Origin of the sequence: Paenibacillus chibensis (assembly GCF_004001045.1) — a bacterium.
GTDB classification, from domain to species: Bacteria; Bacillota; Bacilli; order Paenibacillales; family Paenibacillaceae; genus Paenibacillus_AQ; species Paenibacillus_AQ chibensis.
This window is the reverse complement of the sequence record NZ_BIMK01000009.1, coordinates 71,843-93,654: the sequence shown is the minus strand read 5'-3', so window position 1 is coordinate 93,654 and position 21,812 is coordinate 71,843. Positions and strand designations below refer to the sequence as shown.

The window sequence follows — 21,812 nt, the reverse complement described above, 5'->3', positions numbered from 1 at the left end:
ACCGCCAAACTTTTTATAGATTCCGCTGCGTCCTAGCCAATGAGTGTAACCGCAAATCACATATGCAAGAGAGATGGAGGATGACAGATATGAAAAAGAAAACAGCGAATTGGATGAAAGTGGGCATGCTAGGGTGCGCAGCGGTATTTGGCGTGAGCGCGGCGAATCTGCCGGTCAACGCCATGTCTTCGGCGAAAGCTCCAGTGCTGATTGCGAGCGTACAGCAGGTGTCGGTTCCCGCTGCAGCAGGAGTTAAGGTTGAAGAAAAGGAGCTTCATGGCAAAAGCACCAACCTGGAGACGCATATTCGTGTGCCGCAGCTGACCGGTATGCTGGACACGCATTATCAGGAGGAGCTGAATGACATCATTCTCTCCCATGCGGAAAAGGATTTGGCAGCGTGGGAGAAAAAAGCGGATGAGGCAGCTGCCGAAGCGAAAGCGGCACATCTCAAGTATTTGACGAACAACCTCTATGTAACGTATACCTTGAAATCCGATGGGACAGGCCAACCGGCCGGCGTCATTTCCCTGGAGGTTATTACCGAAGGCTCCCAAGGTGGAACCAGCATGCCGCGGATCGATACGTACAACGTCTTAAATACGGCGGAAGCACAGCGCGTTACCCTGTCTGACTTGCTCGGGGTTCACTACAAAGAGAAGCTGGACGCAGATATTTTGGCGAAAATGAAGATGTCTACGGATCCATATTTCCTGGAAGAGTACAAAGGAACCGGCACGGAGCAACCATTTTATATCGAAAAGGGCGATTTGGTCGTCATGTTCCCTAAATATAGCATTGCGCCGGGATATATGGGTTCACCGGAGTTCCGTTTCGCGCTCCAAGGCGAACGCCAGATCGAGCATGCAGCACAGGAATCGAAGCAAGAAAAAGACGTTAAGCTGGATCTGAGACAAATCGCAAAGTTTACCGGCGCGAACGGGGTTACCATGGTTTCGCTGCGCGACGTGGCGAAGCAGCTGAACTGGGAGTTGACCTGGGACCAGGCAGCCAAAACCGCCGAGATCAAAAAGGACGCGCAGTGGAGCAAAGTGACGATGGGCAAGGACCTGTACGCCACCTTAAGCAAGGCGCCGAAATCGCTGGGTACCGCTCCTGTGATGCGCAGCGGCAAGCTGTTTGTGCCCTTACAATTCATTTCCGGCGTTCTGAATGTTCAAGTGCAGCCTTAATCAACAGAATCTTCTATTTATGTCTTCAGATGAATTATCCCTTTAGCATCCCTGCCGAATATTTCGGCATGGATGCTTTTTTTTGTGCTGCGTGCACGGAAAATCCATTAAATAGCAACAACTTTTTGCAGCCCATCCTGCGTCTTGCCTATGAACATCACATCAAGGATAAGGACGATAAAACACATGATTGACAACATGAGCATTTACAGGGAACGCAGCCACCAGCTATCAGCATTGCAAAGGGGAAAGGGCAAGCATTACATGCCGGGGCTTGATGGGCTAAGAGCTCTTTCCGTCCTGGCTGTCATCGCCTACCATCTTAACTTGAAATGGGCCCAGGGCGGACTGATTGGCGTGGGTATCTTTTTCGTCATCTCCGGCTATCTCATCACCGATCAACTGCTGCAGGAATGGAAGACAACCGGCCGGATCAGCCTGATGGACTTTTGGATCCGCAGGGTACGCAGATTACTGCCGGCGATGCTGTCCATGCTCCTGTTTACCACAATCTGGCTGCTTGCCATCGATCCATCCCGATTGCGGGCATTGAAGGGAGACTTCCTGTCATCGCTGCTGTACGTGAATAACTGGTGGCTTATTTTCCATCAGGTATCTTATTTCGAAAGCTTCGGGCCGGTATCCCCGATCGGGCATCTATGGTCGCTGTCCATCGAGGAGCAGTTTTACATGGCATGGCCCATTCTGCTTCTGCTCGGACTGCAGTTGACGAGACGCCGCGGCAAGCTGACGCTGCTCATACTGGCTTGCGCTGCCGCTTCGGCGGCGGCCATGGGAATGATGTATGCGCCTGGCAGCGACCCGAGCAGAGTGTATTACGGCACGGACACGCGGATGTTTGCGCTTCTCATCGGAGCGGCGCTCGCTGTCCTATGGCCCAGCCGCAAATTGAATGCGGCGATATCTCCCGCAGCACGCGGGTTGCTGGATATCATCGGATTTCTGGGATTGGCCGTCCTCATGCTCCTGATGCACCGGTGCAATGAATACGATGATGGGCTGTATCAGGGCGGATTTCTGATCATCGCCTTCATCACCGCTGCTGCCATTGCCGCCCTTGTCCATCCGGCCAGCCTTGCCGGGAATATCATGGGCCTGAAGCCTTTACGCTGGATCGGAGTCCGATCCTACAGTTTGTATGTTTGGCATTACCCGGTCATTATCTTGACTCATCCTGAGGTGGATACCGGCGGCCCGAGCATCCTGCGGATCAGCCTTCAGCTTGCTGCCAGCGTGATTCTTGCTGCCTTATCCTACAAGTATATCGAGGAGCCGCTGCGCCGGGGACGAGCAAGTAAGATACGTCACAGCCTTCCGCTACGCCGCCGCCGTCTTCAGCCGGTGATATGGACGGCCGTGCTTCTCCTGATCCTTGTACCGTTAACGTACAGCGCAGCCTTGTCCAAAACGGGATCCGAAGCTGCTGCAGAGTCTTCCGGCGTAACGAATGGAATGAATAAGCAGCAGGAAGCTTTGCCGCCCTCTCCCAAGGTGCCGGAGTACGTCACAAAGCCAAGCCCGCCGGACCCAAGTACGCAGAAGATTCCTGTTTCTCAGACCCATGAAACGCCATCAAGTGAGCGAACGGGACCGATAACGTCCCAAGAGAAAGAGCATTCCGGCAAGGGTATCACCGCCATCGGCGATTCCGTCATTCTCGATGCGGCGCCTTTTCTGGAAAAAAAGCTGCCGGGAATCATCATCGACGGAAAGGTCGGCCGGCAAATGCATGAGGTGGACGATGTCATCGCCAAGCTGAAGGCACGGGGCAAGCTGGGAAGCAGGGTCATCATTGAGCTGGGCACGAACGGACCTTTTAATACGCAACAACTGCGTAAGGTACTGAATTCACTAGATCATGCCAAGCAAGTGATACTGGTCAATACACGCGTACCGAGAAAATGGCAGGACACCGTCAATGAGGACATTGCAAAAGTTTCCAATGAATTCGGCAATGTGACGGTAGTAGACTGGTATTCAGCCAGTGAAGGGAAGGACGATTATTTTTACAGGGACGGAGTCCATTTGAAGCAGGATGGCGCCGCGTATTATGCGGAGCTTCTTGTACAAGGGATTCGGAACGAGAAGCGTTAACCGGGTTATTCGGGTTTATCCCGCATGAATGAGGCTGATTTCGAGTATGAAGGAGGGCGTGAAAATTTTTTCGGCCAACGGCAAACTTTTCGGCAGCCCTCATTCGTCTATGTCCTGTGACGACGAAAGTATCATACGACAGAAGGGTAATCGACCATGTTAAATAGGAAAACAGAAAAATTGCTGACTCGCTGTATTACCGAGCATAAGGAGAACGTTTACCGGCTTGCGTACAGCTACGTTAAAAATAAAGATGACGCCTTGGATATCGTACAGGATTCCATCTATAAGGCGATGACGAACATCGGGAATCTGAAGGATCCGCAGGCGGTCAAAAGCTGGTTTTACCGGATCGTGGTGAATACCTCTCTGGATTGTCTGCGGAAAAACAAAAAGGTTCAGGCGATGGACCACGAAACGATGGAGACGTTCAGTACCGGCGCTGAGGATGCTTATACGGATCTCGATCTGCAGAGAACGCTGGAAGAGCTTCCGGATAAATACCGAAGCGTGATCTTCCTAAGGTATTTTGAAGATATGAAGATCGAAGAGGTCGCCGCGGTGCTGGATGAAAACGTAAATACGGTTAAAACGCGGCTGTATCAAGCACTCAAATACTTACGAAAACAAATGAACGACGGATTCTCAAAGGAGATCAAATAACATGAACAAACAAGTGGAGCAGCTGCGGAAAGAGTATCAAGAGATACCGATTCCGGAAGAGCTGGATATGATTGTGAACCAGGCGATTCGGACTTCGCGCAAGGCCAATAGGGGCCGTCGAACGAAATACAGCTGGTTTGCCGGCGTTGGTGCGGCCGCCATCATTTTCCTCGTGACGATTAATGCGAGTACGAGCGTCGCAAACGCCTTGTCAGCCATCCCCGGTGTCGACCGGATCATCAAGGTGCTGACATTAAAAGAATATACACTGGATGAACCTAACTTTAATGCGAACGTCAAGGTGCCTTCGATTGCCCATATGGACAATAAGGAGCTGGAATCCGGACTGAATGAGAAATATATGAAGGAGAATAAAGCTCTATTTGACAAATTTCAAAAGGAAATCAGCGAACTGAAGAAACAGGGGGACGGCCATATGGGGCTCGACGCCGGATATCAAGTGAAAACGGACAATGAGGATATTCTATCGATCGAACGCTACGTCGTCGAAAGCGCAGCTTCTTCATCCGAAGAACTGAAGCTGGATACAATCGATAAAAAGAACCAAATTCTCATCACGCTGCCGATGCTGTTCAAAGATGAGCGTTATATCGAGCTGATAAGCAGCAATATCAAGGAGCAGATGAGAGCGCAGATGAAAGCAGATCCTAACAAGTTCTACTGGGTGCAAGGAGCGGCCGACGTGCTGCCGACGGATGAATTCAAGAGCATTACGAAGGACCAGAGTTTTTATATTAACAACGAGGGGAAGCTCGTGATCGTATTCAATAAATACGATGTCGCTCCAGGCTATATGGGCGCTGCGGAATTCGTAATTCCGACCGAGGTGTTGGAAGGCGATCTTGTAAGCCATAAATATATTAAGTAAAAAGAAAAACCGGTGACGGGGCGAGCCTTGCACCGGTTTTTTCATTGGTCCAATCGGCTTGCAATTATCGAGTTTTTCGATATAATGAATAAAGTGGATAATGAATATCCATGTTATTAATCGAATGGATAGGCAAGGTGAACGATGTATGCACATGAAAACAGGAGTCGAGCAATCCGTATACGCCATTCTGCTGCTGAACATGCTACCCGAAAAGGCGGTTTTGCCGGGCGAAGCGATTAGCCAGCAGCTGGGCGTGTCCGCGACGTATTTTCAGAAGCTGTTAAGAAAGCTGGTCAGCGCAGACCTGATCGCTTCCGTGCCGGGCATCAAGGGCGGGTTCAAACTGAAAAAGCGGATTGAGGACATCCGAATTTACGACGTTTACCTTGCCATCGAAGGGCAGCAGTCCCTATATTCCTCGAGCGGTATCCTGAACGATATGCTGGAGCTACAAAAAGAAGATCAATGTTGTCTGTTATCCAGCCTGATGGAGGAAGCGGAATCGGCCTGGAAGTCCGTCTTGAAGCGGGAAACGGTATCTGATGTGGCGGAAGAAATGCAGGCGGAACGCTTTAAGCAAAAGCTCGAGTCGCTGCAGTCTTGGGTGCAAGAAAAAATGGTCCTATGACCATTCATCGGAATGAACGAAATCAAATCATTCTCCTGCATGATTGCAAGATATGGAATTCAATATAGAAAAGAGGTTTTCAGATGATCCCAAGCTTGGCCAGAATCAATGAGTTAGCGAAAAAAGAACGCGAAGAAGGATTAACGAATGCCGAACGCGTAGAGCAGCAGGTGCTGCGGGAGGACTATTTGCGCGAAATTCGCGGACAAGTGCTCCATTCCTTCTCCGGATTGAAGGTTGTCGATCCTATGGGCAACGATGTAACTCCTGAAAAACTACGCATGAAACAAAACGAAGAAGCCCGCAAGCTCCTTCATTAAGAAAGAGGTGCCTCGATGGAAACCGGAAACACGCATAAACAGTTGAAAGATATTACTTATTCTGTCTTGGATCTGGCACCGATAACGGCAGGCAGCACGCCAGGGCAGGCATTCAAGCATACTCTGGATTTGGCGCAGCATGTGGAGAAGTGGGGATATCACCGCTTCTGGCTGGCCGAGCATCACAGCATGCCGGGAATCGGTAGCTCAGCTACGTCGGTTGTCATCGGCTATGTAGCCGGAGGCACAAGCACCATCCGCGTCGGCTCCGGAGGTATTATGCTTCCAAACCATGCGCCTCTTGTCATCGCCGAACAATTCGGTACGCTTGAGGCGATGTATCCAGGCCGCATCGATCTGGGCCTCGGCCGTGCTCCGGGAAGCGATCAGCTGACGGCAATGGCCTTGCGCCGGGACGTGCGGGCAAACGGACAGGAATTTCCGGAACAATTGGAGCAGCTAAGAGCGTACCTCGATCCGGATTCCCGGTTCAACCGGGTACGCGCCATTCCGGGCGAAGGACAGGAGATTCCAATCTGGCTGCTCGGCTCAAGCGGATTCAGCTCTGCGCTCGCGGCGAAGCTGGGATTGCCGTTTTCCTTCGCGAGCCACTTTTCGCCGGAGTATACCGTACCGGCTCTAAACCAGTACCGTACGCATTTCAAGCCGTCAGAAGCGCTGGATCACCCGCATGCGATGGTTGGCGTCAACATATTTGCCGCGGATACGACGGAAGAGGCGGAATATCTTGCAACCTCGCATCAGCAGCAATTCCTGAGCTTGATCCGGAACACGCCGGGGCAGCTGCCGCCGCCGGTTAAATCAATGGAAGGCTTGTGGTCGGAACAAGAGAAAATGATTATTATGGGTCAGCTGAAAACGTCGATCATCGGTAATCCCGATGAAGTGAAGCGGAAGCTGCAGGCTTTCCTGGATGAAACCCAGGCGGACGAAATGATTATCAACACAGCTATTTATGACCATCAAGCCCGATTGCGTTCCTATGAAATTGTTGCGGATATTACGGGCATGAACGGATAGGATCGAATTGTGAAGAACGGCCAAGGCTCCCAAGCCTTGACCGTTTTTTTTGTTGTACACCAAAGGTAGCCATAAAAAAGACTTAATTGATATAATGGATATGATATTCGATGGATAAGAGGGGAGCGCGTTACATTGCAAAAGACAAACCAAGAGCTGCAGAACCTGTATGAACTACATCCCATTCCTCAAAAGATGACCTCACTGGACGGTGAGACGAAGTTGGATGGGACCATACACATTGTGGTCAAATCCGATCTGAAAGAAGCGACACTGCCTAAACTGCAAGAAGCGCTGCATGAACTTGGGTATGCAACCCAGGTATCAAGCGATGTTACCGAGGAACATCCGCAAATTATTTTGGCTACGAGCGAGCAGGCGGGTAAGCTTTTAGACCAAGGTCTTGAATTGGTTGCGCTTCCTGAACGAAAAGAAGGGTATAGCTTGCTTGTACACGGACATGGCAATGGGGCTCAGATTGCGATTGTCGGTTCCGACAGCGACGGTATCCACTATGGCGTGGTTACGCTGTCCCAGATGCTGAAGCAATCTCCTGGCGGTGTCATGAAATCCTGTCTGATTGAGGACTACCCGGAGATTTTGTACCGCGGATTTATCGAAGGATTTTACGGCTACCCGTGGAGTCATGAAGACCGCAAGGATTTAATGGCGTTTGGCGGGGGGCAGAAGCTGAATACCTATATCTACGCACCGAAGGATGATCCGTATCACCGCAAGCATTGGAGGGATATGTATCCGGATGACAAGGCGAAGGAAATTTCGGAACTCGCGGCCGCCGGGCATGCGAACAATCTGAATTTCGTCTGGACCATCCATCCGGGGGATTCCATTGATCTGGCCAGCGAAGAGGATTTTCAGTCTGCACTGCAAAAGCTGGAGCAGCTCTACGGTCTCGGCGTACGCCAATTCGGGGTCCTGTTCGATGATTTGGTCGGCGTTCCGAACGGCAAGCAGCAGGCGGAATTCATCAACCGCATCGACAGCGAGTTCGTGAAAGTCAAAGGCGACGTCCGTCCTCTTCTGACGGTCGGTACAAGATACTGCGAAGCCTGGGGGCCGTCGATGACGGACTATTTCAAGCCTTTTGTCGAAACGCTGCATGGGGATGTTGAAATCATGTGGACAGGTGCGGCTACGATGTCCAACATATCCAGGGAGCAGTATGAAGCGCCGAAACGGCAAATCGGTTCCGACCGCAACCTCTCGGTGTGGTGGAACTACCCGGTCAATGACTATTGCGATTCCAAAATCCTGATGGGAAGAATCGATAACCTAAGCTCTGATCTGAATAATGTGAACGGCTTTTTCTCTAATCCGATGAATCAGGCGCAAGCTTCCAAACAAGCGATGTTCTGCATTGCCGATCATAACTGGAATACCGATGCCTACGACGCGCAGATCAGCTTTTCTGCATCGTTTAAAGCCCTTGCGCCTGAGGTTGCGGAGGATTTGGAGATTTTCGCGTCGAACAGCTGTTATTTGAAGGACGACGGCGGTATCAGCGGGGATTTTCTGTTTGACGAATCATGGGATATGAAAGATGATGTAACCGCTCTTCGTGCGGCGTTCGAAGCGGGTCAAGATGTTTCTGCTCCCGCAGCCGGACTGACGGCGCATTTTGAACGGATGGAGCTGGCAGGGGACCGCATTCAGGAGCATTGCACTAACCGTAGCCTGGTGGAGGAACTCCAGCCATTCTTAGCTGCGTTTGAGCTGATGGCTCAGGCCGGTCAAAACATGATAAACGCAATGAAGGCGATGCAAGCCGGGAATTTGCTGGATATGGACCAGCATATCGAGCAAGCGCAGAAGCAGCTCGCAGGAATGGAAGCGTGTAAAGTAAACCGGCTCAAGGAAGAAATTCCGTTTGACTTTACGGTCGATGTCGGAACGCATATCATCAAGCCTTTAATATCCGATATGATCGTGAATATTGCTGTAGCCGCAGGTACGGAAGGTGCCGAGCCGCAGTTGAACTACAACCGGAGAAACATTGCTCTCGCATCGCTCGGGGTAACGGCTGAGGCTTCCAGCAGTGTGAACGAGAATGAAAATGCATCCAAAACGATCGACGGCAGCATCCGCAGCGGCAAATGGTGCTCCAGCGAGCATCGCCCTCATCTGACGATCGATCTGAAGGAACCGAAAACCATCCGGCAGTACCGGATCGTGAATTGCGGCCATCCGGAGGCGCGGGAAACAAAATATTGGAATACGATGGATGCTCAGATTCTGGCAAGCCAAGATGGAACGAATTTCGAAGTTATTGATGAAATATTCGGTAACCGTGAGGATGTCATCAACCGGATTCTTCCCCAGGAAGTAACGGCCCGTTATATTCGCCTGCAAATCGTTGAACCGGCGCAAACGAGCCTTGACGGCAGCGGGCATACCCGGATTTATGCCTTCGAGCTGTTCGATGAGCTGTATCCCGAGCTGTCCGCGAAAGTTCTGTCTTCCGACATCGAATGGTCTTCCGGCGGATCGCTAACGGTTCATCATGCGCAAAAGGGAGACACCATCTCATTGTATGCATCTCTGGATGCCGAAACGCCGATTGCGGTTTCCCGGTTGGCAGCTCAGGATGGAGATGACATTGTATTTAATGATCTAAAGATGCATCATATTGGTAAACGGGTGTTTGTAGAACGAAAGAACGGTTCTCTTCTGCCTAGTGTCAGAACATCAAAAGGTAAAGCGTAACAAACGGGAGAGACCGCTCAGGGGTTGACATCAGCACTCCCTTTATCCGCAAGGTTAGGGGAGTGCTTTATTTCCAAACCAGTCCAGGAGGGATGTATACGATGGCTGCTGTCATTGCGGTTATTACATTGCTAGTGATTTTCACACCGGTTTTATACCGGTTGAATCGAAGAATTTCAGTTCTGGAAGACAAGATCAATTCGAAGCTTTAATCCAACTTATGCCTTGGAAGCACAGCAACCCATTATACATGGGTCAGAATGTTCACCAATCGGCCAAAAGGGTTCCGTACATAAAATCTTCGCACAAACCATGGCTCATCCGCCGGACCATACTCGATATGGAATCCGGCTTTTTTCATGCGCTTATAGGCTTCGTCCACATCGTCAACTTCGATCGAGAGATCCGGAACCAACGTACCCGAGCCTCCTTCGGAAGCAAAGCTAACCTGAATCTGCATGGTTGCCTCCGAACCGTAGGTGGCGATCCAGCCGTGGTCCATGAGCAGCTCAAGGCCAAGAATATCCTGATAGAATCGTTTAGCTTCGGCAATTTCTGGCGTTTGTACGTTCGCTACAATTCGTTTAACTTTCATTCGCAGGTTCACTCCTTTAGGGAACAAAATAGATTTCAGCAGATATCAAGCTACCGTGATCAAGAAGAATATATTTATAAGGTTACCTTATTTTTACTTTTGAAGGCAGTAATTTTTTTAGAATGGATGTATATTGATGTGTTGACAAGCAAGGATTTCCAGTATTGCATGGGGAAGATACAGATGAGAAGAAATACGATGTATTGCCGAAGCTCACACGGATGTTCAAAACTTACAATCGACGTGCGAAAGGAGAGTGGTTTCTTTTGGCAAAACCATGGCTGTGGCATCAGGAAATTGATTTGAATAGGACGCATCTTCAGCCCGTTCTTCAAGTACTCAGGGAATGCGGAGAGCAAGAGGCCTTGATGGCATTGAAGCAAATCTATGAAAACAGGACTTGTCCCAAACTGTATTTTCGTGACGAGGATAAGGATGATATAGCCGCTTACGTGAAACAGCATTGTCCCAATGAGCTCAAGCTAGTCATGCAGACTGCCGAAGAGATCACCAGCCGAATCTTTACGTTCCGTTTTCCGTGGGATATGGAAAGATCCAATCAATCGGTACGCTTTGGGGAAGAAATCCGGTGGGATCATATGCCGTCCGGAGATCCGGAATGGACATATATGCTGAACAGACATCGCTACTGGGTTGCTCTTGGGCAAGCATATGCCATCACTGGTGATGAAAAATATGCGGAGACCGTATGCCGGCAAATGGAGAGCTGGATCGATTACAATCCTGTGCCTCCAGCAGCTGGTGCGCAATCCCATGCATGGAGAAGCATCGATGCGGGGATTCGCAGTGAGAACTGGGTCAAAACATATTCATATATCAAGAACAGTCCTCATTTCAGTACTGACTTATTTCTAAAAATGCTGAAATCCCTGTTTGAGCATGCGGCATTCATCGCAGCGCACCCATGCACGGGCTGGAAGCGGATCAGCAACTGGAGCGTATTGGAGAACCGTGGCTTGCATGCGCTTTCGTTATTTTTGAACGACTGGAAGAAGGCTGAGGACTGGCGCGAGGAAAGCACCCGGAGGCTCCGGGAGACAGCACTCCTGCAGGTGCAAAAGGATGGCATGCATTGGGAACAGTCCCCGCAGTATCATAGCGAAGTCTTGCATTGTTATATGGACTATCTGCTTCTGGCCCGGAATAATCAGCTCGAACCGGATTCATCCATCGTTCAGACGGTCAAAAATATGCTGCAGGCCAATTTGTATATGGCCAAACCGAATCATCACCAGCCGATGCAGGGGGACAGCGATGACAATGACCTGCGTGAAACGCTGACGACCGGCGCCATCCTGTTCGAGGATGCGGAGCTGAAATTCGGCGGCTTGCCTGAGCTCAGCTTCGACCATCTCTGGATGTTCGGAATGGAAGCGGTCGCTCAATACAAGGGGCTGGATTCGAAGGAACCGGAGCAGACCTCCCGGGCTTTTGTGCATACCGGCAATTTCGCCATGCGCTCCGGCTGGTCTGAGCAGGACGCCTACCTCTATTTTCACTGCGGTTTCCTTGGAGGAGGACATGGCCATGCGGATATGCTTCACTTTGAGCTGCATGCCTTCGGCAGTGATCTGCTTGTGGATGCCGGACGCTATAATTACGGCGACCATACGCCGCTGCGCAGAGAGCTGAAACAGTGCAGCGCCCATAATACGACGCTGGTGGACGAAAAGGATTTTACCGAATATATCGATAGCTGGACGAATGGCAGAATTGCCGAGCCGAGGGAAGTATTCTGGCAATCGGAACCGGGGTTCGATTATGTGCAGGGGAGCCATACGGGCTACCAGCACCTGCCTGATCCGGTTACGCCGCTGAGAAGAATTCTGTTCATCAAACCGGACCTTTGGCTGATCTGCGACAGCTTCGAGTGCAAGGATGTTCATACCTTCGAACAGCATTTTCATTTCAGAACCGGGGATATCCGGATTGATTCGGATCGGCTCATTGCTGTCACGGAAGAAAAAGATGGGGCAAATATCGGAATTATCCCGATTCACCCGGAGCGGATGTCCTGTGAAGCCCGAGACAGCGTGATATCCCCCGAATATAACCTTATCGAGCCGAATCGGGCAGTTACGTACCGCCGCAAGCAATCGGGTTTTACATCGATGCTGCAGGTGCTTTACCCCTTGCGGGAGCATGGCGGTGATTTGCCGAAGGTTGAGGCGGTTGAAGTCATGACATACACCGGCATGCAAGTCGCGGATGAAACGGCTGAGGCAGTCCGGATTGTTTATGATCCGCAGCATCCTCGTGCCGGGGAAGAGCATTTGGTTCTTGTATGCCACCGCAAACCGGGCAGACACATCGAATCTTATGTCGTTGACGGAACGCAGGTGTTCGGCGAAGTCGTATGGATTGCCCGCGACGGGGATAAAGAAATCGTCTACGTCATCAAATAATTAAGGGATATGTATTTTCTTCCGAATTTTTTTGTCATTTTGTACGCGATATCGCAGTCTACGGTTCTAAGCCAATATGGTATGCTGTGAAAGGAAAGCGATGAATATACATAGGAAGAGAAGCAAACAACTCGCAGAAATGCAGATTACTTGAGAGAAGAAGGTTTACGATGAGCTTATGGGTTAGAGAGACTTCATTTTACAAAAGCTTCTTCAGGCTGACCTTGATGATCGCGCTGCAAAATGTCATTACCCTCGGCGTCAATCTGTCGGATAATCTGATGCTCGGCGGGTACAGTGAATCCGCGCTTTCGGGCGTTGCGCTGGCCAATCAGATCCAGTTCATCCTCCATATGCTGGTGATGGGGGCTGCCGAAGGACTGGTCATCCTGTCCTCGAGAAACTGGGGCGCCAAAAACATGGAAGCCATCAAAAAGTCGGCAAGCATCGGGATGAGAATTGCCCTGCTGGTCAGTATCGTGATGTGGATGATCGTATTTTTGTTTCCTCATGCGTGCATGTCTTTGTTCACGAATGAGACGCGTGTTATTTCAGAAGGTGCGCAATACTTACGGATCATTTGTTTTTCCTACGTGTTCTTTGCCATAACCAATGTGCTGCTCGCTACCTTGCGGAGCGTGGAAATCGTGCGGATCGGATTTATCGTATCCCTCTCCACGCTGATCATTAACGTATGCTTGAATTACGTACTGATTTACGGACATCTTGGGTTTCCGAAAATGGGTGTCAGCGGATCGGCGACGGCCACCTTGGTGGCGAGAATCATCGAAACCGTGATCGTGATCACCTTCATCAAGCGTTTTGACCGGAGACTCATGCTGAAGCTGAAGGACTTTTTTCGAATCGACAAAGAGCTGTTCAAGCAGTTTCTGCGGATCGGTTCCCCGATCTTGATGGCCAATGCCTTATGGGCATGCGCGATGGGAGCCCAGTCGGCGATCCTCGGGCATATGGGGGAATCGGCGATTGCCGCAAACAGCGTCGCGACGACCGTATTTCAATTGGTCACGGTGATAACCTACGCTTCGGCGAGCGCCACGGCGGTCATCATCGGCAAAACCATCGGGGAAGGGCATGTCTCGAAAATCATTACGTACAGCAAGACGATGCAGATGCTGTATGTTGCGATCGGGTTGATGACCGGGTTGGTTCTCTTTATCACGAAGGATTATGTCACCGGCCTGTATTCCATCTCCGCGGATGCCAAAACGCTGGCGGTTCATTTCATGACCGTCTTGTCGATCACCGTGGTGGGCACCGCATACCAGATGCCTGCATTGACGGGCATCGTGCGCAGCGGGGGAGATACGAAATTCGTGCTGTATAATGATTTTATTTTCATGTGGCTCGTGGTGCTGCCAGCTTCCACGATCTGCGCATTCGTGCTCGATCTTTCGCCGCTGTTGACGTTCATTTGCCTCAAATGCGATCAGATTCTGAAGTGCTTCGTCGCGATCGTGAAAGTAAACCGGTTTAAATGGATTCGCACGTTCAACACCGATTCCAAGCCGGCGGATTCGAAGGAAACGATGGCTACCTAAGAACGGCACGAGCCCGAATTCGTTCGGGCTTTTTAGCCGTTTGATATGGAACGATTAAAGAGGAGCAAGCAGCTTGCAGGAGCAGATGGACCCTGGACCCTTTCTAGAAGAAGGGGGAGTCTGGGGAAATGGTAGGAACAACCTTGCATAGTTGTACACAGAATTCAAGGAATTTCAAGAATTGACCCGTTAAAGTTTAGGGGGTAAACTATATCTGGATTAGAGGTGAACTCATGGATAAATATATCGAATCCGCGGATCTGTTTGAGGAAATCATGATGCGCGGCGCTGAGCAAATGGTCAAATGGATTGACCATCCGCTCTGGAAGGAATATTCTCCGCAGCAGCTGCGCCTGATGAAGCTTGTTGAGCAACTGGGTTCCATGACCGCGGGGCAGCTAGCGGACATGACCCAGGTGCACAAGAGCGCCATTTCCAACCGGCTCAAGAAGCTCACCGAAAAGGGATTGGTAAAAGTTGAGCGTAAAGAGAATGATAACCGAATCTCAGTGATTACCATTACGCCTGCCGGCAAAGCAACCGTTGATGAGGCTTATACCGTGCTGTATGGACACATCAGAAACATGGTACAAGCCACGCTGGAGGAAGAAGAGGTTGATCAGTTCATTCGATCGCTCCGGAAGCTGAAGCAAATGCTGGAGAAGGGTCAACCGCCGGGTTCAAACGATCGTGGCAACGGATAAATCCTTGAAATAGCTTTGGCGCACTCTAATCCAATCTAAATCACCCATTTATTCTGAAAAGAGGTCATACGCCATGGAAAACAAGGTCACAGTGATTACGGGTACGGCAACAGGGCTCGGAAGAGAGACAGCTATTAAGCTTGCCGCGCTCGGACATCGATTGGTGCTGGTGGATTTTAATGAGGAAGCCGGAGCCGAAACGTTGTCTCTCGTTAAAGAAAAAGGCGCCGAGGCCATATTCGTCAAAGCTGATGTATCGAATGAAGCCGATGTGCAAAACTATGTGAAGCAAGCGGTGGATACATTCGGCAAAATCGATTATTTCGTGAACAACGCCGGTATGATGGTTTCTCTGCGCCTGTTGCATGAATACAGCTTAGAAGAATATGATCGGGTTATGAACGTAAACCTGAAAGGCGCCTTCCTCGGCCTCAAATATGTCATTCCTGTCATGCTCGAAAACGGCGGCGGAAGTATCGTGAACACGGTGTCATCCAACAGCTTTAAGCCTACCGCATTCAATGGCCTGTATTCCGCAACGAAGCACGGCCTGGCCGCATTGACCAAGTCGATCGGACAAGACTACCAGGATCAAAAAATCTACTGTGTAGGTGTTGCTCCAAACTCCATGAAAACAGGCATCGCGAATAAAGCGGTTCAAACCTTGACGGCAGAACGCGGAGCGCAGCTGGCCGCCTCTACGGGTCCTAACATCGCAGCGACTCCCGAGGATATCGCGGATACCGTCATCTTCGCGCTGACAACCGGCGCTGCCATGCTGACAGGCACGATCGTGAACTGCGCAGGGGGAGAAATTTTCAACTAAGGTTGTAATTGCAGCCTTTGTTAACCATAATAAAAAAAGCCATGGAACATGCCCAAGGCAATGTTTCATGGCTTTTTGCTTGTTATGCAAATGATCTTGAGCAGAAAAGAGTGGCGATACGATGAGCCTTCACATCAGAGAAATCACATCAAATAATTGGCGCGCAGCGGCCGCTTTAAGCGTAAGCACAGACCAGCAGCGTTTTATTGAATCCAATGCCTTTTCCATGGCGGAAAGCCTATATGAAAAGAATGCCGTCTCCGTCGGCATGTACGATAACGAGACGCTGATCGGCTTTGCCATGTACGGCTGGCCGGATCCCCGCGATCAGAGCGCTTGGCTGGACCGTTTCATGATCGATCAGCATTATCAAGGTCAAGGGTATGCCAAACGTTTCTTGCTTCTGGTGATCCGGTATATCGAACAGCAGTATGATTGCAACAAAATATACTTAAGCATTCATCCGGAGAACGCCCATGCTAAGAAGCTGTACGAATCCATGGGCTTTCGGCTGAACGGACAGACCGATGAGGAGGGAGCCGTCCCAGGATTAGTCATGGAGCTGGACATGGACGCATTTGGCTGAAAATCGGCAATCCGCCAAGCGTCAGCTTCAGATTCAGCTCCGCAGGCGGCGCCCTTCGGGTTGATGCTCAGGCTGTTCATGAACGATCGTTCCGTCTTCAAGGTGCAGCCACGTATCGAAACTGCGCACGCCTTCGGTAAGCTTGATAATTCTTGCGCCTGTTGCAAAAGGCTGATCCAGATAAGCGTTCCGGGTTGTGCGCCCATAACAGAGACGTATGCCATGCAACGTCCCCCAGAAATCATTCGCATGGTCATGACCGACGAAGGTTCCCATGATATCGCCCATTTCAACCATAGCCGCGAAGAAGCCGGTATTGATCCACGGCGCGCAGATGGTTGTATCCAGCTTTTGGCCGTAGCAGACTGAAAAATCCCAGATATCATGGTATTCCGGCAGCGGGATATGAAAGAAACCCAATGCAGGCAGGGGCGAGCCGCCGTTTTGAGTAGTCAAGCGATAGGAGGTTTCGGTATACCAGGCGATTTGGCTGCGGCGAATCCAGTCGTAGAAGCCCACCCGAAGATGCTCCAGCGGCGAGTAGCTTCCCGAATCCAGAAAATACAGCGCAGCGGCCGGCTGCTGCTGGCGATCCAGAATTTCCAGTGCATAGTTGCCTGCCCCGTGTACGTTTGGCGGGTCGGGCTGTGCGTAACAGTACCGATGCGACAGCTGCAGATTATGAAGCTGTTCCCGGGTCATATCGGCCGCTTCGGAATCATGGTTGCCGAATACGGCAGTCCATGGAATGTGCAGCTCCTCCGGCACGGATACGGCGTCCCGGAAAGCCTGGATGGGATTCGGGCTTTTATTGCTCGCGATCACGTCTCCCGTATACACGACCAGATCCGGCTTCTCCGTCTCCAAAATTCTCCGCATCATTACCTTCATTTGCATTTCTTCCCGATCCGGCTCGCAAAATTCCGTATCCGTAAATTGGACGATTTTGAAGGTTCCATCCGCATTGAAATGAAGTGATTTTCTCATGTTGTTCTCAGCTCCTTACCCGAACAATCCCGCAGGTACTTTCGCATCCCAGCTGTCAGGCTGTTTCAGCCCAAGAGCATAGGCCGCCACGGCTGCCGTGTCTACGATAAAGAGCTTCGGCAGCTCCTTTCCGGCTGCGATGCCGGGTCCTACGCATCCCCAGAACACGTTTTTGTCCATCGGATGTTCGCTGCCGTGGCTGTATTTATGATCCCCGCCGCCGCCATGGTCGGTGAGCAGAATCACGAGACTGTCTTCCAATAACCCCAGCTCTTCAATCGATCCCAGAACGAGACCAAACAGCTCATCATTACGGGAAATGGCTTTCAAATATTCGGATGAATCCGGGCCGTACCCATATTTGTGGCCGGATCCGTCCGGCTCGTCGAGCTGCATGAACAGCAGCTTCACATCGCGGTTAGCCTGCAGATACGCTTGAATCGACTTAACCAGCTCGGCATCGGGCATGGATTCCTTATGTATGCCGATTCCTTCCTCAATAATTCCGTCGTTAATCGGCGTCCAGCCCGAAAAGGCTGCCAGCTTCGCTTCCGGCCAAGCCTCTCGTGCAAGACGGAAAACGGAAGGATACGGCGAATCGGAAGGGTAAGGCTGCGAAGCGGCCTTATCATTGTTCAATTCATGCTTTTCCGGAACGACGCCGTGCAGGACGGAGCCCCAGCATTCCGCGCTGATGGTCGGCGACTGTGCCTGCGCGGCATAGGTCACCGCTCCTTTTTGTAGAAATGCATCGATATTCGGGGTATCCGTGTCTTGAATAAAGCTGCCGGCCCCGTCCATGCCAAGAATAAATACCCGCTCAATGTTCCGTTCCCTGTTGCTCATCTCCTAAAACCTCCCCAGATGCTTACGATTTTCAGCGCTTTATATGAAAGCGTTATTACGCCCCTAGCATAAAGAGTCTCATCCCGGCTGTCAATCGTTACGAGCTAGCTGCGTACAAGAAGTCATCATCGTGTTATTAAGAAGTCATCAAGTTAGTGGTTGACATTAGGGACCACGTTATAGAATTGGGATTGTAAAGGTTTACATGACAGGATACGAAGGGGCTGGAGCATGAAAACATTGCCGAATTTGAAGAAGAGCTTGAAAAAGTATAAGTGGCTGCTGCTGATGACACTGCCGGGAATCGTCTACTTGTTCATCAACAATTACATCCCGATGTACGGCGTGATTCTGGCTTTTAAAAACTATAATTACGTCGACGGCATTTGGGGAAGCGCTTGGGCCGGACTCGACAACTTCAAATTCCTGTTCAATTCTCAGGATGCCTATATCATCACACGGAATACTTTTCTCTACAATTTCGTGTTTATCGTGCTGAACCTGGTCATGGCCGTGCTGGTGGCGCTGCTGATTAATGAAATCAAGGACAAGGTGATCAGCCGTTTCTATCAAAGCACATTCCTGCTGCCGCATATCATCTCGATGGTTGTCGTGGCCTATCTGGTATACAGCTTTTTGAATGTGGACAGCGGTCTTATCAACAGATTGCTGACCAAATGGTTCGGAGCGGAAGCGATATCCTGGTATGGAGAGCCGAAATATTGGCCGTACATCCTCGTCATCGTCAACGCCTGGAAAAACGTCGGCTACCTGTCGATCATCTATTTCGCTTCCATTATCGGTATCGATAAAGAGTATTATGAAGCCGCAACGATCGACGGCGCCAGCAAATGGAAGCAGATGACGCGGATCACCATACCGCTGATCCTGCCGGTCATCACGACGATGACGCTGCTCGCGGTCAGCGGAATCCTCCGTTCGGACTTTGGACTCTTCTATCAGGTGCCGATGAATACGGGCGCGCTGATTCCGACGACGAATACGATCGATACGTTCGTATATCGGGCCATGATTCAGTCAGGGGATATCGGCATGTCCACGGCGGCCGGCTTCTATCAATCGGTCGTATGCTTCGTGCTGATTCTGGTCGCGAATGCGGCCGTCCGGCGCATTAATAAACGCGATGCTTTATTTTAACAGAGGGGAGGTACACTGGAGATGGCTTTAAACACAAAAAGCAGGATCGGTTCGGCTTTGATCCACATGTTCTTCTGGGCATTTACGATCGTGTCCCTGGTTCCGTTCATTCTGGTCTTTATGGTATCGATATCGAGCGAGGATTCCATATTGCAGAAGGGATATTCCTTGTTCCCGAGTCAGATCAGCTTCGCGGCCTATCATTTTCTGTTCAACGATTTTTCGGAGATCGCCAAAGCCTATGGCGTGACCATCATCACGACACTCGTCGGAACGGTTATAAGCCTGCTGATTACCGCCTTGTTCGCGTATCCGCTGTCCCGACCGGATTTACCGTTCCGGCGCACAATTTCCTTTTATATCTTTTTCACGATGCTGTTCGGCGGCGGTATGGTGCCATGGTATATCACGTACGTGAATATGTTCGACCTGAAAAATACAATACTCGCCATGATCATTCCGAACCTGCTGTTAAGCGCCTTTAACGTATTGCTGATGCGAAGCTTTTTTGCCTCGACCATTCCGGAATCCGTCGTGGAATCGGCAACGATTGATGGCGCGAGCGAGCTGAAGATTTTTTTCAAAATCGTCGTGCCGCTGTCACTGCCGATCATGGCAACCATTGGTCTGTTCAATACATTGTCCTACTGGAACGATTGGTACAACTGCATGCTGTTCATCGACAAGCCGGAGCTGTATAACATCCAGTATTTGATGACCAAGACGCTCACCAATATCCAGTATTTGCTGATGAAATCCAACAGCTCGGCCCAAGTTGGGGATTTGCTGGCCAAAATGCCTCGGGAAACCGTCCGCATGGCACTGGCGATCGTGGGGATTGCTCCTTTATTGTTCGCTTACCCGTTTTTTCAAAAGTACTATATCAGCGGGATTACAAGCGGTGCAGTCAAAGGTTGAAAATATCGCACCCATGTTGGGGAGGTGGGGCTTTCAGGAAACTTCCGTCGTAAATCAATAGTCGATAATCGAGAGGAGAACGGCGATACAATGAAAAAAGCCTATCATTTGGTACTTATGATCATGTTATGCGGCATGCTGGCATTGACGGGATGCGGTAAAGGGGATTCGGGAAAGGCAGCAGAACCTGGAGCTTCGTCAGGAAACGCCGGAGGGAAATCGGAGTCCGCGCTGAAGCCTTACAAGATCACACTCGTGTATCCCGCAACAGCGGCTAAGGATTTGCAGCTTGTCCAGGACGAAATGAGCAAATATTTGACGGAGAAAATCAATGCAACCATTGAACTGAAACCGATCGAATGGGCGTCCTGGGACGATAAGACGAATCTGATGAAGATTTCGAACGAACCCTTTGACCTGATGTTTACCGCGAGCTGGTTCTCTTATCCGAAGGATGTTGCCAAAGGGCAGTACCTCGAGCTCGATGATCTCATGGCGCAATACGGCAAAGACATTCCGGGCGTTCTTGGCGATGATTTCATTAAAGGCTCAAGAATCGGGGGCAAATTGTATGCGCTCCCTACCAAGAAGGAATTCGGGCAAGGCTTCGGCTTCCTGCTCGATAAGAAGCTGGTCGATAAATACAAATTCGATACGAACGGGGTCAAATCGCTGGAAGACATGGAAGCGATGTTCAAGACGATCAAGGAAAATGAACCTGGCATAACCCCGATCGTATCGAGCAAATTTACGAATATTTGGGAAGCTGCCAACTACGACGGGGTCGTTGCCAATCTCTCCATCCCGCGGGTTAGCAAGGAGCCGAAGGCGATCGATACGCTGGAGGATCCGAAGTTCATCGATTTTTACAAGCGCATGCATCAGTGGAATCAGAACGGTTGGTTTGATAAGGATGTGCTCACCTCGGACGCTGATCAGGGCATGAACATGATCAAGGCAGGAAAAGCTTTCGCGGTTGCCCAATCGCTGAAGCCGGGCAAAGACAAGGAGATGAGCTTGAGCTCCGGCGTCGATGTCGTACAGGTCGAAACGGCTGAACCGTTCACGACGACGGGAGACGCGCAGGGAGCCATGCTGGGGATTTCCCGCACCTCGAAGGATCCTGCCCGGGCAATGATGTTCCTGAACCTGCTCTATACCGACAAAACGCTGCTGAATATGCTGGATTGGGGTATCGAGGGCAAGCACTACGTGAAAAAATCCGATAACGTCATCGATTTCCCGGAAGGCGTGAACGCTGACAACCAAACGTATCCGAATCCGGGCGGCTGGATGTTTGGCAACCAGTTCAATTCGTATCTGTGGTCGAATGAAGACCCGAACAAATGGGAAGAATTCGAGAAATTCAATCAACGAGCCGAGCATTCGATCGCACTCGGGTTTGCTTTTAACCAGGAGCCTGTGAAGTCTGAAATGGCATCGATTGCGAACGTGGAAAAAGAATTCGGTGCGACGCTGAGATCAGGTGCCGTCGATCCGGAAAAAATTATCGCGAAGTGGAAGGAAAAACGGAAAGCGGCAGGCTTCGATAAAGTGAAGGCGGAAGTCGATAAGCAACTGGCCGAATGGGCGCAATCCCAGGCGAAATAAGATGTGATAGGAGGAAG

At 50.5% G+C, this 21,812-nt stretch carries 19 protein-coding genes; 16 read left to right on the top strand and 3 right to left on the bottom strand.

Annotated elements, in window-relative coordinates; translation table 11 throughout:
• Positions 1-89 precede the first annotated feature (89 nt).
• From PCH05_RS09085 to PCH05_RS09050, 8 genes are all read left to right on the top strand, one after another.
• On the top strand, positions 90-1,193 hold the full coding sequence (locus PCH05_RS09085; RefSeq protein WP_164766590.1) for a stalk domain-containing protein: 1,104 nt from the start codon (positions 90-92) through the stop codon (positions 1,191-1,193).
• Positions 1,194-1,379: 186 nt separating this feature from the next.
• Positions 1,380-3,308: an acyltransferase family protein gene (locus tag PCH05_RS09080; protein ID WP_246049425.1), complete on the top strand. Its 1,929-nt coding sequence runs from the start codon at positions 1,380-1,382 to the stop codon at positions 3,306-3,308.
• A 156-nt stretch (positions 3,309-3,464) separates the two neighbouring features.
• Complete coding sequence (gene sigV, locus PCH05_RS09075) at positions 3,465-3,971, top strand: RNA polymerase sigma factor SigV (protein ID WP_127602064.1); 507 nt, start codon at positions 3,465-3,467, stop codon at positions 3,969-3,971.
• Between the two features lies 1 nt (position 3,972).
• Positions 3,973-4,860, top strand: a complete 888-nt coding sequence (rsiV, locus tag PCH05_RS09070; protein WP_127602063.1) for an anti-sigma-V factor RsiV — start codon at positions 3,973-3,975, stop codon at positions 4,858-4,860.
• A gap of 148 nt (positions 4,861-5,008) precedes the next feature.
• Complete coding sequence (locus tag PCH05_RS09065; protein ID WP_127602062.1) at positions 5,009-5,491, top strand: RrF2 family transcriptional regulator; 483 nt, start codon at positions 5,009-5,011, stop codon at positions 5,489-5,491.
• Between the two features lie 83 nt (positions 5,492-5,574).
• Positions 5,575-5,811, top strand: coding sequence for a DUF896 domain-containing protein (locus tag PCH05_RS09060; RefSeq protein ID WP_127602061.1), 237 nt, complete (start codon positions 5,575-5,577; stop codon positions 5,809-5,811).
• A 15-nt stretch (positions 5,812-5,826) separates the two neighbouring features.
• On the top strand, positions 5,827-6,852 hold the full coding sequence (locus PCH05_RS09055; protein WP_127602060.1) for an LLM class flavin-dependent oxidoreductase: 1,026 nt from the start codon (positions 5,827-5,829) through the stop codon (positions 6,850-6,852).
• Between the two features lie 135 nt (positions 6,853-6,987).
• A complete protein-coding gene (locus PCH05_RS09050; RefSeq protein WP_127602059.1) occupies positions 6,988-9,576 on the top strand; it encodes a glycoside hydrolase family 84 protein in 2,589 nt (862 codons plus the stop codon).
• A gap of 244 nt (positions 9,577-9,820) precedes the next feature.
• On the opposite strand, the gene PCH05_RS09045 is transcribed toward PCH05_RS09050, so the two are convergent.
• The gene (locus PCH05_RS09045) at positions 9,821-10,171 is read right to left on the bottom strand and encodes a VOC family protein (protein ID WP_127602058.1); all 351 of its coding nucleotides are present in this window, start codon (positions 10,169-10,171) and stop codon (positions 9,821-9,823) included.
• A 266-nt stretch (positions 10,172-10,437) separates the two neighbouring features.
• Between PCH05_RS09045 and PCH05_RS09040 the strand changes: the two genes are divergently transcribed.
• The 5 genes from PCH05_RS09040 to PCH05_RS09020 all read left to right on the top strand — a co-directional run bounded on the left by PCH05_RS09040 (position 10,438) and on the right by PCH05_RS09020 (position 16,275).
• A complete protein-coding gene (locus PCH05_RS09040; protein ID WP_164766589.1) occupies positions 10,438-12,597 on the top strand; it encodes an alginate lyase family protein in 2,160 nt (719 codons plus the stop codon).
• Between the two features lie 170 nt (positions 12,598-12,767).
• Positions 12,768-14,159: an MATE family efflux transporter gene (locus tag PCH05_RS09035; RefSeq protein WP_127602056.1), complete on the top strand. Its 1,392-nt coding sequence runs from the start codon at positions 12,768-12,770 to the stop codon at positions 14,157-14,159.
• Between the two features lie 233 nt (positions 14,160-14,392).
• Positions 14,393-14,863 carry a MarR family winged helix-turn-helix transcriptional regulator gene (locus tag PCH05_RS09030; protein ID WP_127602055.1) on the top strand — a complete coding sequence of 157 codons (471 nt, stop codon included), beginning with the start codon at positions 14,393-14,395 and terminating at the stop codon, positions 14,861-14,863.
• A gap of 73 nt (positions 14,864-14,936) precedes the next feature.
• Positions 14,937-15,689, top strand: coding sequence for an SDR family NAD(P)-dependent oxidoreductase (locus PCH05_RS09025; protein ID WP_127602054.1), 753 nt, complete (start codon positions 14,937-14,939; stop codon positions 15,687-15,689).
• A 121-nt stretch (positions 15,690-15,810) separates the two neighbouring features.
• The gene (locus PCH05_RS09020; protein WP_127602053.1) at positions 15,811-16,275 is read left to right on the top strand and encodes a GNAT family N-acetyltransferase; all 465 of its coding nucleotides are present in this window, start codon (positions 15,811-15,813) and stop codon (positions 16,273-16,275) included.
• A gap of 33 nt (positions 16,276-16,308) precedes the next feature.
• On the opposite strand, the gene PCH05_RS09015 is transcribed toward PCH05_RS09020, so the two are convergent.
• Positions 16,309-17,262, bottom strand: coding sequence for a metallophosphoesterase family protein (locus tag PCH05_RS09015; protein WP_127602052.1), 954 nt, complete (start codon positions 17,260-17,262; stop codon positions 16,309-16,311).
• Positions 17,263-17,277: 15 nt separating this feature from the next.
• Positions 17,278-18,108 (bottom strand): alkaline phosphatase family protein, encoded by an 831-nt coding sequence (locus PCH05_RS09010; protein ID WP_127602051.1) that lies wholly within the window; start codon positions 18,106-18,108, stop codon positions 17,278-17,280.
• Positions 18,109-18,339: 231 nt separating this feature from the next.
• Between PCH05_RS09010 and PCH05_RS09005 the strand changes: the two genes are divergently transcribed.
• From PCH05_RS09005 to PCH05_RS08995, 3 genes are all read left to right on the top strand, one after another.
• Positions 18,340-19,266: an ABC transporter permease gene (locus PCH05_RS09005; RefSeq protein ID WP_127602050.1), complete on the top strand. Its 927-nt coding sequence runs from the start codon at positions 18,340-18,342 to the stop codon at positions 19,264-19,266.
• A 21-nt stretch (positions 19,267-19,287) separates the two neighbouring features.
• The gene (locus PCH05_RS09000) at positions 19,288-20,184 is read left to right on the top strand and encodes a carbohydrate ABC transporter permease (RefSeq protein WP_127602049.1); all 897 of its coding nucleotides are present in this window, start codon (positions 19,288-19,290) and stop codon (positions 20,182-20,184) included.
• Between the two features lie 90 nt (positions 20,185-20,274).
• Positions 20,275-21,795 carry an ABC transporter substrate-binding protein gene (locus tag PCH05_RS08995; RefSeq protein WP_127602048.1) on the top strand — a complete coding sequence of 507 codons (1,521 nt, stop codon included), beginning with the start codon at positions 20,275-20,277 and terminating at the stop codon, positions 21,793-21,795.
• The last annotated feature ends 17 nt before the right edge of the window (positions 21,796-21,812 follow it).

Coding starts and splice junctions, on each gene's coding strand:
- PCH05_RS09085 (WP_164766590.1), top strand. CDS start 90: ATGAAAAAGAAAACAGCGAATTGGATGAAAGTGGGCATGCTAGGGTGC.
- PCH05_RS09080 (WP_246049425.1), top strand. CDS start 1,380: ATGATTGACAACATGAGCATTTACAGGGAACGCAGCCACCAGCTATCA.
- sigV (WP_127602064.1), top strand. CDS start 3,465: ATGTTAAATAGGAAAACAGAAAAATTGCTGACTCGCTGTATTACCGAG.
- rsiV (WP_127602063.1), top strand. CDS start 3,973: ATGAACAAACAAGTGGAGCAGCTGCGGAAAGAGTATCAAGAGATACCG.
- PCH05_RS09065 (WP_127602062.1), top strand. CDS start 5,009: ATGCACATGAAAACAGGAGTCGAGCAATCCGTATACGCCATTCTGCTG.
- PCH05_RS09060 (WP_127602061.1), top strand. CDS start 5,575: ATGATCCCAAGCTTGGCCAGAATCAATGAGTTAGCGAAAAAAGAACGC.
- PCH05_RS09055 (WP_127602060.1), top strand. CDS start 5,827: ATGGAAACCGGAAACACGCATAAACAGTTGAAAGATATTACTTATTCT.
- PCH05_RS09045 (WP_127602058.1), bottom strand. CDS start 10,171: ATGAAAGTTAAACGAATTGTAGCGAACGTACAAACGCCAGAAATTGCC.
- PCH05_RS09035 (WP_127602056.1), top strand. CDS start 12,768: ATGAGCTTATGGGTTAGAGAGACTTCATTTTACAAAAGCTTCTTCAGG.
- PCH05_RS09030 (WP_127602055.1), top strand. CDS start 14,393: ATGGATAAATATATCGAATCCGCGGATCTGTTTGAGGAAATCATGATG.
- PCH05_RS09025 (WP_127602054.1), top strand. CDS start 14,937: ATGGAAAACAAGGTCACAGTGATTACGGGTACGGCAACAGGGCTCGGA.
- PCH05_RS09020 (WP_127602053.1), top strand. CDS start 15,811: ATGAGCCTTCACATCAGAGAAATCACATCAAATAATTGGCGCGCAGCG.
- PCH05_RS09015 (WP_127602052.1), bottom strand. CDS start 17,262: ATGAGAAAATCACTTCATTTCAATGCGGATGGAACCTTCAAAATCGTC.
- PCH05_RS09010 (WP_127602051.1), bottom strand. CDS start 18,108: ATGAGCAACAGGGAACGGAACATTGAGCGGGTATTTATTCTTGGCATG.
- PCH05_RS09005 (WP_127602050.1), top strand. CDS start 18,340: ATGAAAACATTGCCGAATTTGAAGAAGAGCTTGAAAAAGTATAAGTGG.
- PCH05_RS09000 (WP_127602049.1), top strand. CDS start 19,288: ATGGCTTTAAACACAAAAAGCAGGATCGGTTCGGCTTTGATCCACATG.
- PCH05_RS08995 (WP_127602048.1), top strand. CDS start 20,275: ATGAAAAAAGCCTATCATTTGGTACTTATGATCATGTTATGCGGCATG.